Below are 13407 nucleotides of genomic sequence, written 5' to 3' on the forward strand. Positions count from 1 at the left end.
GTGCGGTTACGCGGCTTCCGTCATCGGGCTGCACTGGATGCGGAAGTTACCCGCGGGCGTGTAGCGGGGCAGTACGAGCATGGGGGAGCCGCCGACGGGCGTCACGGTGGTCTGCCGGACGGCGAAGACCCGGCCGGGGTTGCGGACGTCGTGCAGGCGTCGTCCCAGGCGCATGTCGCGCAGGTTGTCCGAGCACAGGACCAGGTCCCACTGCTCGGCGCGGTCGCGGCGCGGCGCCATGAGGTGCAGCGGTGCGGACACCTGCCACAGCCCCTCGTCCAGCCGGGCGGCCTCGACCGCCAGGCGGCGCCCGGAGGCGACGAACTCGACGCGGGGGGCCTCGGGTTCGTCCCCTCCGACCACGCGGAAGGCGACCTCGGCCTGGCTGTGGGTCACGTGCACCCGTACGACCTCCACCGAGGGCCGGGCCGGGCTGAACGTCACCCGGGCGTTGCCGGTGACGCTGCGGCCCAGCCGGTAGCGGGCCCCGGTCGCCGCGGACGCCTCCATGGGCCGGGTCGGGCCGCCGTAGGGCGCGGGAAGGTCCACCAGGAGCAGGGGCAGTGTGCGGCGGCGCAGCCCCTGTGACAGGCGCAGCCGGATCTTCCAGCGGCCGGGGGTCAGGGGCAGGCCGTTCACGTCCTGGCCGAGCAGGATCGCGGCGTCCATCGCGACGCCGCCGTCGTGGTCGGTGTAGACCCTGGCGGCCGTGGCGAGCCGGCGGCCCCTGCGCCTCAGTTCGATCCGGGCGTCCTCGTCCGGCCGGACCCGGCGCGGCATCCGGGCGTGCAGGTTGATGGTCTGCCCGTCGAGCACGGCGGCGTAGTGGAGCACGGCCGCCCGGCCCTTGCGCCGGGGCAGGAAGAACCGGCGCAGCAGGACGGATCGGACGCGGGTGGTCTGACGGCGCGTCCTGCGGCGCAGGGCGCGCAGAGGTCGTCGGCGTTTCATCGGAGGGCTCCGTCGGCGGGACCGTGGTGGGTGGGAATCGCGTCCGGGCCCGGGGGCAGGACGCGGCGATCATCGAGCCGGGCGGGGCCGGTGATCCCGTCGGGCAGCTCGTACCGGCTGGGGACGGGGAAGTAGCTTTCGAGGAACGACCGGACCATGCGGTCCTGCGCCTCGGGGTCGGGGTGCACGACTGTGTCGTTGAGGCAGAACGTGTCGAAGTCGCGGCGGGCGAGCAGCGAGTTCAGGCGGTGCTGGGCCTGTTCGGCGGCGAGGTCCACGTAGACGTAGCGCAGGCTGCCGACGGTCGCGCGGCCGGTGTGGAAGCCGTAGTAGTGGTGCAGGGACGAGGTGATCGGCACGTCGTCGGGTGAGCGGAAGCGCGAGTGCTGGGTGCGGTGGTGCTCCTGGTCGTACACCGACTCGATGTCGGTGAGGACGCTGCGGCGCAGTGCGTGCGGGGTGTGCTTCATCTTCTGCGCGATCCGGGTGCCGAAGGAGCGCTCGATCAGGGCCCTGCTGTTCTTGCCCGCGGCGTTCACCGGCAGGTCGTCGTGGATCGAGGAGCCGGTCGGCACGAGTGCCTTGGACTGGAAGAACTTGCTCAGTCCGTTGGCGTGGAAGAAGTGTCCGGGGGTGAGCGGGCGGCCGAGGAACACGTCGTCGTTGAGGTACAGGAAGTGCTCGGACAGCCCGTCGATCCGGTGCAGCTGGCTCTCGATGGCGTGCGAGTTGAAGGTCGGCAGGGCGGTGGGGTCGGAGAAGATCTCGCGGTGGTCGACGACCCGCAGGCCCGGTACGTCGGTGTCGAGCCAGGTGGGCACCTGTCCGGCGGTGACCAGGTAGACGTTGCGCACCCAGGGCGCGTACTGGTGCAGGGAGCGCAGCGAGTAGCGCAGTTCGTCGCGGCTGGTGAACCGGGCGTCGTTGGCGGCCTGGGCGTGCAGGCGGGGGGCGGGCGCGCCGGGGCGTCCGGAACGGGCGGCGTCCCGTTCCGCGGCCCATACCGGATCCGAGTCGTCGACCCAGGTGTAGACGACGTCGACGGGGAAGAGGTGGTCGTCCGGCAGCGGCTGGGTGAACTCCGGCAGGGTGCGCGTGACGCCGGTGGCGTAGGCGCCGGGCACGAGGGCGAACAGGGCCTGCGGGGCGGTCGGCCGCGGGGTGTCCGCGGGGACCAGGTCGACCACGCGGTTGGGGCGGGGGGCCTCGTAGTGGCCGTCCCGTTCCGCCCAGAACTCCAGGTCGCATCCCTGGTCGGCGCCGAAGACGAGGCTCTGGGTGGGGTCGGTGACGTACCAGGCGAGCCGGAGGACGTCGTGCCTGCGCAGCTGGCGCCAGGACCTGGCGTCCTCGCCCGGTCGCATGTCCGCCTCCGCCGCGGTGTCCGGGCCCACGTAGCCCGGGGTCTGCTCGAAGGCGATCCGGAGCATCTCCTCCGCCGCTTCGCGCAGCGCGGCGGGCACCGCGACCGTGGGGACGTCCTTCGTGGCGCCGCGGACGCAGAAGTACTCGATGTTCCCGGCCTCCAGCACGGAGACGAGGATGTGCAGGTTGCGGGCGCGGGCCGCCCACGCCGTGGCGCCGTCCACGAGCAGGGCGTGCACGTGCCGGCCCCTGGCCCGGACCACCCGGTGCGTGGAGGCGGCGCTGTGCCGGGGCGTCCTGCGGCGGCCGCCCATCGCCCAGACGACCGTCGCCGACCGCACGGCATCGACGGAGGTGAGGGAGGACTTGACGACGGAACGCAGCGGCAACGGCACCTTGCGGACGATGCCCCTGCGCGCGCCCACCGGCACCACCGACCGGTAGGCCGAGACCAGTGATCCCGCCTCCGGGTTGCCGGAACCGGCCAAGAGGCATCCACCACCCACGCCACTGCGGTCCAGCGCCTATCCCGTCCGGACACCACTTCGTGCCCGGACGTCGAACGGTATGAGACCGAAACCTGTCATTCGCCATGCGGACCGCCCCGCCGGGGGTCCGCCCTGCCCACCGACGAGCAAGTCACAGAACTTTCACATAAAAAACCGATCAACGTCCAACCAAAAAGACGGACATATACGACATATGGTCGTGAGGAATCCCACCCAGCGGTTATACAACCTTTTACAACTTCACGAGGTCATCACATGAAATCGAGGTGACGCACCGGTAACACATCGGTGGCGCACCGCTGTTGCCCCGGAGGCCGTCCGGGGCGCCGGCTCATCGGGTCACAGCCGGTTCCAGTGCGGCGAGAGCGTGAGCCCGGGGCCCGCCTCCTGGCGGACGACGGACACGCCCCCGTCCCGCCCGCAGACCGCGACGACGACGCGGCCGTGCCCGTCGAGGGCCAGGGCGGGGTCGCCCACGCACTGCTCGGCGGTGTCCGACCACCAGACGCCGTGCTGCTCCCCCTCGGTGGCGCAGACCCCGATCAGCAGGGTGCCGCCCGCCCCGCGCTGCGCGAGGACCGTGCAGTCGTAGCCGTCGAGCGGGGCGCGCAGCGCCACCACGGCACCGTCCCCGGGCTCTCCGCCCACCGGCACGGGCCAGGCGCCCGCACGATGGGCGACCACCCCCGCCGTGTTCGCGTCGACCCAGTAGTGGGTGAGGCGGTCCGGTGCCGTCTCCAGCGCCGTCACGGAACCCGCCGACGCGTGGAACTGGAGGGGCGGCAGACTCCGCAACGGGCCGTCCGGGCTCTCCTGGCGCCACTGCTGCACCCCGCGGTCACTGGGCGCGAAGACCTCCACGAGCCCGCCCGAGGTCGCCGACGCCACGACTTCGGCGGCCAGCCCGGCCCCTTCGAGGTCCCGCCACGCCTCCCACTTGCCCCCCTTGCCCTCACGGCGGAGCTGCAGTCCACTGCCCGCGTTGCGCACGAAGACGAAGACGGTCCCCTGCGCGTCGACGGCCCCGGCCGGCGCACCGATCCTCCGGCCCGTCTCCCGGTCGCGGTAGAAGTTGCCGAGGGAGCGCCACGCGGTGGCGGGGCGACCGGTCTGGTACTGGACGGCGTGCACGATGTCCACGCGCGGCCCGTCGGAACCCTGGCGCTCGCGCCGCCCGAGGAAGTGCACGTACGAGTCGGCCCCCTGGACGACGGCCAGGTCCGTCAGGTCCGCGGCCGGCATGAACTCCGGTCCGTCCCACCGGTCCCCGCCCGCACCGCGCTGCGTCCAGCGCAACAGGCCGCCGTCCGTGCGGGTGTGGAGCGTGAGCCTGCCGTCCTTGCCGAGCGTCATCCAGCGACCGCGCGGCGTTCCGGAGACCCGGTGGCGCTCGGACGACGGGGCGGAAGGGCGGGCGCTGCTCGCGGAGTCCGGTCCTCTTCTCCGCATGACCCGCAACACCCTCTCCGCTTCACCGGTTCTTCATCCTGCCCGCACGGGGCCGACACATCATATGCTCAGCGCCGGTCCGTCCCGCGGAGCGGCGGCACCCGGCTCAGCGGCGTGCTCCGGGGTTCCTCAGGCACCATCCCTCCCACGCCGAGACGATCATCGCGCGGGCGTCGTGCCGGGCGGACCAGTCCAGCTCGGAGCGGATCCGGTCCGCCGAGGCGACGACCCTGGCCGGGTCGCCCGCCCGGCGCGGGGCGCTCACCGGCGCGGCGGCGGGCCCGTACCCCGTCACGTCGCCGATCAGCTCGATCATCCGGCGCACCGAGACGCCCTCGCCGCGGCCGACGTTGAGCGTCAGGTCCGTGCCCGGTCCGCGGTCCGCCAGCGCGCGGGCCGCGGCGAGGTGCGCCGAGGCGATGTCGTCGACGTGGATGAAGTCGCGGACGCAGGTGCCGTCGTCGGTGTCGTAGTCGTCGCCGAAGACCACCGGGGCCTCCCCCCGCGTCAGCCGTTCGAAGACCATGGGCACCAGGTTGGACACACCGGTGTCGGCGAGCTCCGGGGCGGCGGCGCCGGCGACGTTGAAGTACCGCAGCGAGGCGGTGGCGATGCCGTGCGCCTTCCCGACGGCGCGCACCATCCACTCGCCGGCCAGCTTCGTCTCGCCGTAGGGGTTGATCGGGGCGCACGGGGTTTCCTCCGTCACCAGCCGCACGTCCGGCATGCCGTAGACGGCCGCCGAGGACGAGAAGAGGAACGCCCGCACCTCTCCCCCGGCCGCCGCCTCCAGCAGGGTCTGCAGGCCCTGCACGTTCTCCCGGTAGTAGTGCAGCGGGCGCTCGACGGACTCCCCCACCTGCTTCTTCGCCGCGAGGTGGACCACGCCGCGCACCGAGAGATCGGCCAGGGTGCGCCGCAGCAGGTCCGCGTCGAGCGTCGACCCCCGGACGAACGGCACGTCCCGGTGCACGCGCGAGGGGTCACCGGTGGAGAGGTCGTCGTACACCGCGACCCGCTCGCCGGCCGCCCGCATGGCGCGGACGACGTGCGCCCCGATGAATCCCGCTCCGCCCGTGATCAACCAAGTCATGGGCGAATAGTAGTTCGAGGTGCACACATCACGATTCCGGGGACCAAAACACCCATTCGCACGATCCTCTGTTCTATAGTGCACGGTCAGTCATGCACGCACGGACCGGCCACACCCCCCACCCGAGTCCCACGCACTTCACCGTCCGCTCCGGGCACTGAGATTTGAGGACTCGACCACGATGAGCCACGACGCCACGGCACCGGGCCCCTCGGCCTCCCAGGAGGGCGGCCGGAAGCGAAGGGGCGGCCCCCGCAGGCGCCGCCGCGGCCTGCGGATCGCACTCGTCTCGGTGCTCGTCCTGCTGCTCGCCGCCGGCGGCACCCTCTACTGGCTGTACAGCCGCCTGGACGGGAACATCAAGGGCGTCGACATCGACAAGGCCCTCGGCGAGGACCGCCCCGAGAAGCTGCCCACCAGCGGCCAGAACCTGCTGGTCCTGGGCTCCGACTCACGGGCCGGCGCGGAGAACAGGGAGCTGGGCGGGGGCGGCGCCGTCAGCGGCGCCCGCTCGGACACCGCGCTGGTGGTGCACATCCCCGAGGGCCGGACGAAGGCCGTCGCGGTCTCCATCCCGCGCGACACCCTGGTCACCCGGCCCGAGTGCACCAGGGCCGACGGCACCTCGGTGCCGTCGGCGGACCGTGTGATGTTCAACTCCGTCTACTCCCAGGTCGGACCGGCCTGCGTGGTCAAGACCGTCGAGAAGATGTCCGACGTCCGCATCGACCACTACCTCGAAATCAACTTCGCCGGGTTCAAGGACCTGGTGGACGCCATCGGCGGCGTCACGGTCGACGTCCCGAAGGACATCCACGACAAGTCGTCCGGCCTCGACCTCACGGCGGGCCGGCACAAGCTCGACGGCACCCAGTCCCTGGCGTACGTCCGCACCCGGCACGGCATAGGCGACGGCAGCGACCTCGGCCGGATCGGGCTCCAGCAGCAGTTCCTGCTCGCGCTGCTGAGCGAGGTGAAGTCGCAGGACCTGCTGGGCAGCCCGGCCAAGTCGTACAAGATCGCCAGTTCGGCCACCCGGTCGCTGACCACCGACTCGGGACTCGCCTCGCTGACCTCACTCGCCGAGTTCGGCCGGTCGATGAACGGCGTGGACCCGGCGACCATGGAGACGATCATGCTTCCGGTGGCGTACGACACGCAGGACCGCAACCGGGTGGTGGCGGCCCAGCCGCAGGCCGACCGGCTCTGGAAGGCCATCCGCAAGGACGGCGTGATCCCCGAGTCCGCCAAGAAGTCCCCCGCGACCGGCGGCTGACGCGACGCGGGGCACGGCCCCGTGACACCCTTCCGGCATGCCGAGCGAACCAACCCTGGTGATCGTGGACGCGGCCAACGTGGTCGGCTCCGTGCCCGACGGGTGGTGGCGGGACCGCCGCGCCGCCACCGAGCGGCTCCGGGACGCCCTGGCCCCGCTGGCCCCGGCGGGGCTGCCGGGACACCCCGGCCCCGTCGAACTGGTGCTGGTCGTCGAGGGCCGGGCCCGCGGCGTCGCGTCGGTGCCCGGCGTGCGGGTGGACCCGGCTCCGGGCAGCGGCGACGACCGGATCGCCGAACTCGCCGGGGCCGCGGCGGACCGGGACTGCGTGGTGGTCACCGCCGACCGGGAGCTGAGGCGGCGGGTCGAGGAACACGGGGCCCGGTGCGTGGGGCCCCGCACGGTGCGGCCGGCCCCGCCCGCCGGTACGCCCTGACGGCCCGCCTCAGCGATCGGCCGGATCGTTGAGGCGGCTGTGCCCGCGCCCGTACACGAAGTAGACGATCACTCCGATGGCCATCCAGACCCCGAACCGCAGCCAGGTCTCCGTCGGCAGGTTGAGCATCAGCCACACCGAGGCGGCCACCGAGAGCAGCGGGACCAGCGGCACCCACGGGGTGCGGAAGGCGCGGTGCAGATCGGGGCGGGTGCGGCGCAGCACCAGGACGCCCAGCGCGACGACGACGAAGGCGAAGAGCGTGCCGATGTTCACCAGCGCCGCCAGCTCGTTGATGCTGGTGAAACCGGCGACGACCGCGATGATCACGCCGAGCAGGATGGTCGGGCGGTACGGGGTGCCGAACTTCGGATGGGTCTTGGAGAAGAACCTCGGGAGCAGCCCGTCGCGGCTCATCGCGAAGAAGACCCGGGTCTGCCCCAGCAGCAGGATCAGACAGACGGTGGTGAGGCCGATCGCCGCCCCGAAGCTGATCAGTCCGGCGTAGACGGGGTGGCCGACGGCCTTGAAGGCGTCGGCGAGCGGGGCCTCCACCGACAGGTCGGAGTAGTGCTCCATGCCGGTCACCACCAGTGAGACGGCGACGTAGAGCACGGTGCAGATGAAGAGCGAGGCGAGGATGCCGCGCGGCATGTCGCGCTGCGGGAGCTTGGTCTCCTCGGCGGCGGTGGCCACCACGTCGAAGCCGATGAAGGCGAAGAAGACGATGGAGGCGGCGGTGAAGATGCCCATGACGCCGAAGTTGGTGGGTGCGTAACCGAACATCAGCTGGACCAGCGGTTCGGTCAGCCCCGAGCCGGAGGGCTGCGGCTGCGCCTCGGGGATGAACGGCGAGTAGTTGGCCGCCTTCACGAAGAAGCTTCCGGCGATGATCACGATCAGGACCACCACGACCTTGATGGCGACGACCACGGTCGTCACCCGGGCCGAGAGCTTCATGCCGAGCACCAGCACCACGGTCAGGACGAGCACCAGGGCGAAGGCCAGGATGTCGAAGCCGAAACCTTCCGCCACGTCCGTCCCCGAGAGCGCCTGGGGCATGTGCCAGCCGAAGTTGTCCATCAGTGAGCGCACGTAGCCGGACCAGCCGACCGCCACCACCGCCGTGCCCAGCGCGAACTCCAGCACCAGGTCCCAGCCGATGATCCAGGCGACCAGCTCGCCGAGCGAGGCGTAGGAGAACGTGTACGCGGAGCCGGCGACGGGCACGGTGGAGGCGAACTCGGCGTAGCAGAGCGCCGCCAGCGCGCAGACGACGCCCGCGACCACGAAGGCGAGGGCGGTGGCGGGGCCGGCCGTCTCCTTGGCCACCTTGCCGGTGAGCACGAAGATGCCGGTGCCGATGATGACGCCCACTCCGAAGACCGTGAGGTCCAGCGCGGAGAGGGACTTCCTGAGCGCGTGCTCCGGCTCCTCGGTGTCGCGGATGGACTGCTCGACCGTCTTGGTCCGGAACAGTCCGTCTCTGCTGGGTGGTGTGTCCTGCTGGGCCGTCACCGGCGTACCTCCACGCGCTCGTCGTGTACGCCATGTTCGGGACCGCCCCGGCCCCGAAGGGGTTGACGGCTGGTGATTTCACGCGAATGGGCCGGGCGGACCACTCGTGCGGAGTGGCCCGCCCGGCCCATTCGCAGTAGCGGTGCGAACGGCCGGCTGCGGGGTGTCAGTCGCGGGCGGACTCGATCACGGAGCGGGGGTCGGCGTCCCCGAAGCGGCCGTCCAGCTTGGCGACCAGGCCGGTGACCTGGCGGGCGATGTCCGGCGCGGTCAGCCCGATCTCGGCCAGGACCTCCTTGCGGGAGGCGTGGTCGAGGAAGCGCGGCGGGATGCCGAAGTCGCGCAGCGGTACGTCGACCCCGGCGTCGCGCAGCGCCTGGGAGACGGCCGAGCCGACACCGCCGGCCCTGCTGTTGTCCTCGACGGTGACGACGACCCGGTGCCGCTCGGCGAGCGGGGCCATCGCCTCGTCGACCGGCTTGACCCAGCGCGGGTCGACCACGGTCGTCGAGATGCCCTGGGCCTCCAGCAGGTCCGCGATCTCCAGGCACATCGGGGCCAGCGCGCCGACCGAGACCAGCAGGACGTCCGGCCGGCCGGTGCCGGGCTCGCGCAGCACGTCCATGCCGCCGGCCTTCCCGACGGCCTTGACCGCCGGGCCGACCGCGCCCTTGGAGAAGCGGACCACGGTCGGGGCGTCGTCGACCTCGACGGCCTCGCGCAGCTGGGCGCGGACCTGGTCGGCGTCGCGCGGGGCGGCGATCCGCAGCGTGGGCACGCACTGCAGGATCGACATGTCCCACATGCCGTTGTGCGAGGCGCCGTCGGTGCCGGTGATCCCGGCCCGGTCCAGGACGAAGGTCACACCGCACTTGTGCAGCGCGACGTCCATCAGCACCTGGTCGAAGGCGCGGTTGAGGAAGGTGGCGTACACCGCGAAGACGGGGTGCAGCCCGCCGGTGGCGAGCCCGGCCGCGGAGACCGCGCCGTGCTGCTCGGCGATGCCGACGTCGTAGATCCGGTCCGGGAACTCCTTCTCGAACTTGGTCAGGCCGACCGGCTGGAGCATGGCCGCGGTGATCGCGACGATGTCCTCGCGCTCCTTGCCGAGCTTGACCATCTCCTCGCCGAAGACCGAGGTCCAGTCCAGGCCGGAGGTGGCGATGGGCAGCCCGGTGTCCGGGTGGATCTTGCCGACCGCGTGGAAGCGGTCCGCCTCGTCCTGGAGGGCCGGGGTGTAGCCGCGGCCCTTCTCCGTGATGCAGTGCACGATGACGGGACCGCCGAAGCGCTTGGCGCGCTGGAGCGCCGACTCCAGGGCCTCGATGTCGTGGCCGTCGATCGGTCCGACGTACTTCAGGCCGAGGTCCTCGAACATGCCCTGCGGGGCGATGAAGTCCTTCAGCCCCTTCTTGGCGCCGTGCAGCGTCTCGTACAGCGGCCGGCCGACGACGGGGGTGCGCTCCAGGATGTCCTTGCCGCGGGCCAGGAAGCGCTCGTAGCCGTCGGTGGTGCGCAGCGTGGCGAGGTGGTTGGCGAGGCCACCGATGGTCGGCGCGTAGGAGCGCTCGTTGTCGTTGACGACGATGACGAGCGGGCGGTCCTTGGCGGCGGCGATGTTGTTCAGCGCCTCCCAGGCCATGCCGCCGGTGAGAGCTCCGTCACCGATGACCGCGACCACGTGGTCGTCCTTGCCCAGCACCTCGTTGGCCTTGGCCAGGCCGTCGGCCCAGCCGAGCACCGTGGAGGCGTGCGAGTTCTCGATGACGTCGTGCTCGGACTCCGCGCGGGAGGGGTAGCCGGAGAGGCCGCCCTTGCTCTTGAGCTTCGAGAAGTCCTGTCGGCCGGTGAGCAGCTTGTGCACGTAGCTCTGGTGGCCGGTGTCGAACAGCACCTTGTCCTTCGGAGAGTCGAAGACCCGGTGCAGGGCGATGGTCAGCTCGACCACGCCCAGGTTGGGGCCGAGGTGGCCACCGGTCTTCGACACGGCTTCGACGAGGAAGGTCCGGATCTCCTCGGCGAGCTGGTCCAGCTGCTCGGGTGTGAGCCGGTCCAGGTCACGCGGTCCACCGATGCGGGTCAGCAGGGCCACCCGTGCCTCCTTGCGTTTTGAGCTGGTCGAGCATGCCGATCCGATGAGTCTAATGTTCCGGTCGCGTGCGGGGTCATCGGGCGGTGCGTTCGGGACGTATTCCGTACACACCGCCGTGCCCCGTGCACATGGCCGTGTCCGGCCGGTCACATCCCGGTCCGGCCGGCCGTGGCCCGCGCCGCCGGGGCGGGGACACGGCGGTGCCCGGCGCCCGGGCGGGGGCGCCGGGCACCGGGCCGGGCCGGCGGGCCGCCGTGCGGCCCGCCCTTCCGTGCCGCTACGCGCGGCCCGCCGTCTTCTGGGTGCGGCGCGAGACCGAGTCGATGACCACGGCGGCCAGCAGGACGGCACCCGTGATCATGTACTGGATGGCGTTGGCCATGCCGATCATGTTCAGGCCCTGCTGGATCGACTGGATCACGATCATGCCGAGCAGCGCGGACCAGACCTTGCCCCGGCCGCCGAAGAGGCTGGTGCCGCCGATGACGGCCGCCGCGATGACCAGCATCAGCGTGTTGCCGCCGCCGACGCTCTTGGTGGCGCCGCCGGACAGGCTCGCGATGAACAGGCCGCCGAAGGCGCCCAGCATGCCGGAGAGCGCGAAGACGGTGATCCGGATGCGGTCGACGCTGATGCCCGCGCGGCGGGCCGCCTCCGGGTTGCCGCCCACCGCGAAGACCTGGCGGCCGAAGGTGGTCCGGCGGGCCACGAAGTCCGCGACGACCAGCACGGCGAGGAAGAGCACCAGGGCCAGCGGCAGGCCGCGGGCGCCCGAGGGCTCGTTCAGCACGTACGCGACGGCGAAGCACAGGATCGCGACGACACCCGTGCGGAGCGCGATCTCGCTGGTCGGACGGGCGGGCAGGGCCGCGGCCCGGCGGCGCCGGCTGTCCATCAGGAGCGAGGCGGCGTACGCCAGGACGGCGACCAGGGCGAGGCCGTATCCGGCGGCCTTGTCCTCGAAGAAGTAGTTGGTGAGGTTCTCGACGATGCTGCCGCTCGGGGTGTTGATCGAGCCCTCACCGCCCATCATCCATTCCTGCAGACCGCTCCAGCCGAGGAACCCGGCCAGGGTGACGACGAAGGCCGGCACACCGATCTTGGCGAAGAAGAAGCCGTGCAGCGCGCCGAGCGCCGTGCCGGAGAGCACCGCGACGAGGACCGCCAGCCAGTCGTTCCAGCCGTGGTTGACGTTGAGCACGGCCCAGACGGCCGCGCCGACGCCGGCCACCGAGCCGACGGACAGGTCGATCTCGCCGAGCAGCAGCACGAAGACGATGCCGACCGCCATGATGCCGAGGCCGGAGCTGTAGACGGCGACGTTGGCGACGGAGCTGGCGGAGAGGAAGTTGCTGTTCTGGAGCTGGAAGACGATCGCGATGACGATCAGTCCGACGAAGACCGGCAGTGAGCCGAGCTCGCCGCCGCGCACCTTGCGGGTGAACTCGGACCAGTAGCCCTTGAGTCCCTCCTCGCGGACCAGCAGGCGCGGGTCCACCGCGGGCACGGGGGCCGCCGACGGCTCGACGGTCTTCTCGGCGGAGACCCGGGAGGTCTCGGCAGGGGTCTCGGGGGACTTGGGGGTCTTGGCGAGGTCGCTCACTTCGCGTCCTCCTTCGAGGCGGTGCGGGCCTGGCGGCGCGTGACGGCATTGTCCGTAGCGCCGGTGATCGCGGAGATGATCTCCTCGTGGGACGTGGTCGCCACGTCGAAGACTCCGTTGTTGCGGCCCAGCCGCAGCACCGCCACCTTGTCGGCGACCGCGCGCACGTCGGCCATGTTGTGGCTGATGAGGATGACGCCGTGACCGCGCTCGCGCAGTCGCTCGACGAGGTCGAGGACCTGGGCGGTCTGCTCGACGCCGAGGGCGGCGGTCGGCTCGTCGAGGATGACGACCTTGGGGTCGCCGATCAGGGCACGGGCGATGGCCACGACCTGGCGCTGACCGCCGGAGAGCGAGGCGACCGGGATACGGACGCTGGGGATCCGGATGGACAGGGTGTCCAGCAGTTCCTTGGCGCGCTTCTCCATCCCGATCTCGTCGAGGACCGAGGCCCTGCGCAGTTCGCTGCCGAGGAAGAGGTTGGCGACCACGTCGAGGTTGTCGCAGAGGGCCAAGTCCTGGTAGACGGTGGCGACTCCGAGCTCCTGGGCGTCGTTGGGCCGGTTGATCCGGACCGTCCGCCCCTCCCACTCGATGGCGCCTTCGTCGATCGGGTGGACACCCGAAATGGTCTTGACGAGGGTCGACTTGCCGGCGCCGTTGTCGCCGACCAGGGCGACCACTTCGCCGGAACGGATCTCCAGGTCCACATCGGTGAGCGCCTGGACGGCGCCGAACCGCTTGGAGACCCCGCGCAACGCCAGCACGGGCGTAGCGGACACGTGAATCATCTCCTTCGCCGCCTGACCGGCGGGGATGGTGCTGCTGAGCTCAAGGGGGCGGTGCCGGTCACCGGACCGCGGCGGCGGCCGGGAGGTCATCGGGCACCGGGCCGGGAGACCTCCGGACGGGTCCGCCTCGGAACGTCGTCGCCGGGGGACGACCGCGCGCCGAGGGCAGGGCCCGTGGGAGGTTCCGCCCGGCCGGGCCCGTGGCGCGTCCCGGGGGACGGTCGCACGCGGGTGACCGGAACCGTGGGAAGTCCGGCGCCCGCCCCTGCTGCGGGGCATGTGACGGGGCGGGCGCCGGACCGGACCGGGGGGACGCCGGCCGGC

10 protein-coding genes are annotated in these 13407 nt (G+C 71.8%); 2 read left to right on the top strand and 8 right to left on the bottom strand.

Features of this window, described 5'->3' with window-relative positions:
- Nucleotides 1-6 precede the first annotated feature (6 nt).
- The 4 genes from ACFYW1_RS01955 to galE all read right to left on the bottom strand — a co-directional run bounded on the left by ACFYW1_RS01955 (nt 7) and on the right by galE (nt 5367).
- Nucleotides 7-951, bottom strand: coding sequence for a hypothetical protein (locus ACFYW1_RS01955; protein WP_388985682.1), 945 nt, complete (start codon nt 949-951; stop codon nt 7-9).
- On the bottom strand, nt 948-2804 hold the full coding sequence (locus ACFYW1_RS01960) for a stealth family protein (protein WP_388985683.1): 1857 nt from the start codon (nt 2802-2804) through the stop codon (nt 948-950). Before ACFYW1_RS01960 ends, ACFYW1_RS01955 begins: the two co-directional genes overlap by 4 nt.
- Nucleotides 2805-3164: 360 nt before the next feature.
- Nucleotides 3165-4274 carry a hypothetical protein gene (locus ACFYW1_RS01965; protein WP_388985685.1) on the bottom strand — a complete coding sequence of 370 codons (1110 nt, stop codon included), beginning with the start codon at nt 4272-4274 and terminating at the stop codon, nt 3165-3167.
- Between the two features lie 106 nt (nt 4275-4380).
- Nucleotides 4381-5367: a UDP-glucose 4-epimerase GalE gene (gene galE / locus ACFYW1_RS01970; protein WP_388985687.1), complete on the bottom strand. Its 987-nt coding sequence runs from the start codon at nt 5365-5367 to the stop codon at nt 4381-4383.
- 181 nt (nt 5368-5548) lie between these two features.
- Here galE and ACFYW1_RS01975 point away from each other — a divergent pair, with 181 nt between their 5' ends.
- On the top strand, nt 5549-6643 hold the full coding sequence (locus tag ACFYW1_RS01975) for an LCP family protein (RefSeq protein ID WP_388985689.1): 1095 nt from the start codon (nt 5549-5551) through the stop codon (nt 6641-6643).
- Nucleotides 6644-6680: 37 nt separating this feature from the next.
- Nucleotides 6681-7079 carry an NTP pyrophosphohydrolase gene (locus ACFYW1_RS01980; protein WP_388985691.1) on the top strand — a complete coding sequence of 133 codons (399 nt, stop codon included), beginning with the start codon at nt 6681-6683 and terminating at the stop codon, nt 7077-7079.
- A 9-nt stretch (nt 7080-7088) separates the two neighbouring features.
- Here ACFYW1_RS01980 and ACFYW1_RS01985 read toward each other — a convergent pair whose 3' ends face one another.
- From ACFYW1_RS01985 to ACFYW1_RS02000, 4 genes are all read right to left on the bottom strand, one after another.
- Nucleotides 7089-8597, bottom strand: a complete 1509-nt coding sequence (locus ACFYW1_RS01985) for an amino acid permease (RefSeq protein WP_388985692.1) — start codon at nt 8595-8597, stop codon at nt 7089-7091.
- A 166-nt stretch (nt 8598-8763) separates the two neighbouring features.
- Nucleotides 8764-10689, bottom strand: coding sequence for a 1-deoxy-D-xylulose-5-phosphate synthase (dxs, locus tag ACFYW1_RS01990; RefSeq protein WP_388985694.1), 1926 nt, complete (start codon nt 10687-10689; stop codon nt 8764-8766).
- Between the two features lie 277 nt (nt 10690-10966).
- Nucleotides 10967-12292: a sugar ABC transporter permease gene (locus ACFYW1_RS01995; RefSeq protein ID WP_388985696.1), complete on the bottom strand. Its 1326-nt coding sequence runs from the start codon at nt 12290-12292 to the stop codon at nt 10967-10969.
- Nucleotides 12289-13083, bottom strand: a complete 795-nt coding sequence (locus ACFYW1_RS02000; protein ID WP_388985698.1) for an ATP-binding cassette domain-containing protein — start codon at nt 13081-13083, stop codon at nt 12289-12291. The genes ACFYW1_RS01995 and ACFYW1_RS02000 overlap by 4 nt, the downstream gene beginning before the upstream one ends.
- Between the last annotated feature and the right edge of the window lie 324 nt (nt 13084-13407).

It is taken from the genome of Streptomyces sp. NPDC002669 (assembly GCF_042889165.1).
Classification (GTDB): Bacteria; Actinomycetota; Actinomycetes; order Streptomycetales; family Streptomycetaceae; genus Streptomyces.

Coding starts and splice junctions, on each gene's coding strand:
- ACFYW1_RS01975 (WP_388985689.1), top strand. CDS start 5,549: ATGAGCCACGACGCCACGGCACCGGGCCCCTCGGCCTCCCAGGAGGGC.
- ACFYW1_RS01980 (WP_388985691.1), top strand. CDS start 6,681: ATGCCGAGCGAACCAACCCTGGTGATCGTGGACGCGGCCAACGTGGTC.
- ACFYW1_RS01955 (WP_388985682.1), bottom strand. CDS start 951: ATGAAACGCCGACGACCTCTGCGCGCCCTGCGCCGCAGGACGCGCCGT.
- galE (WP_388985687.1), bottom strand. CDS start 5,367: ATGACTTGGTTGATCACGGGCGGAGCGGGATTCATCGGGGCGCACGTC.
- ACFYW1_RS02000 (WP_388985698.1), bottom strand. CDS start 13,083: ATGATTCACGTGTCCGCTACGCCCGTGCTGGCGTTGCGCGGGGTCTCC.
- ACFYW1_RS01965 (WP_388985685.1), bottom strand. CDS start 4,274: ATGCGGAGAAGAGGACCGGACTCCGCGAGCAGCGCCCGCCCTTCCGCC.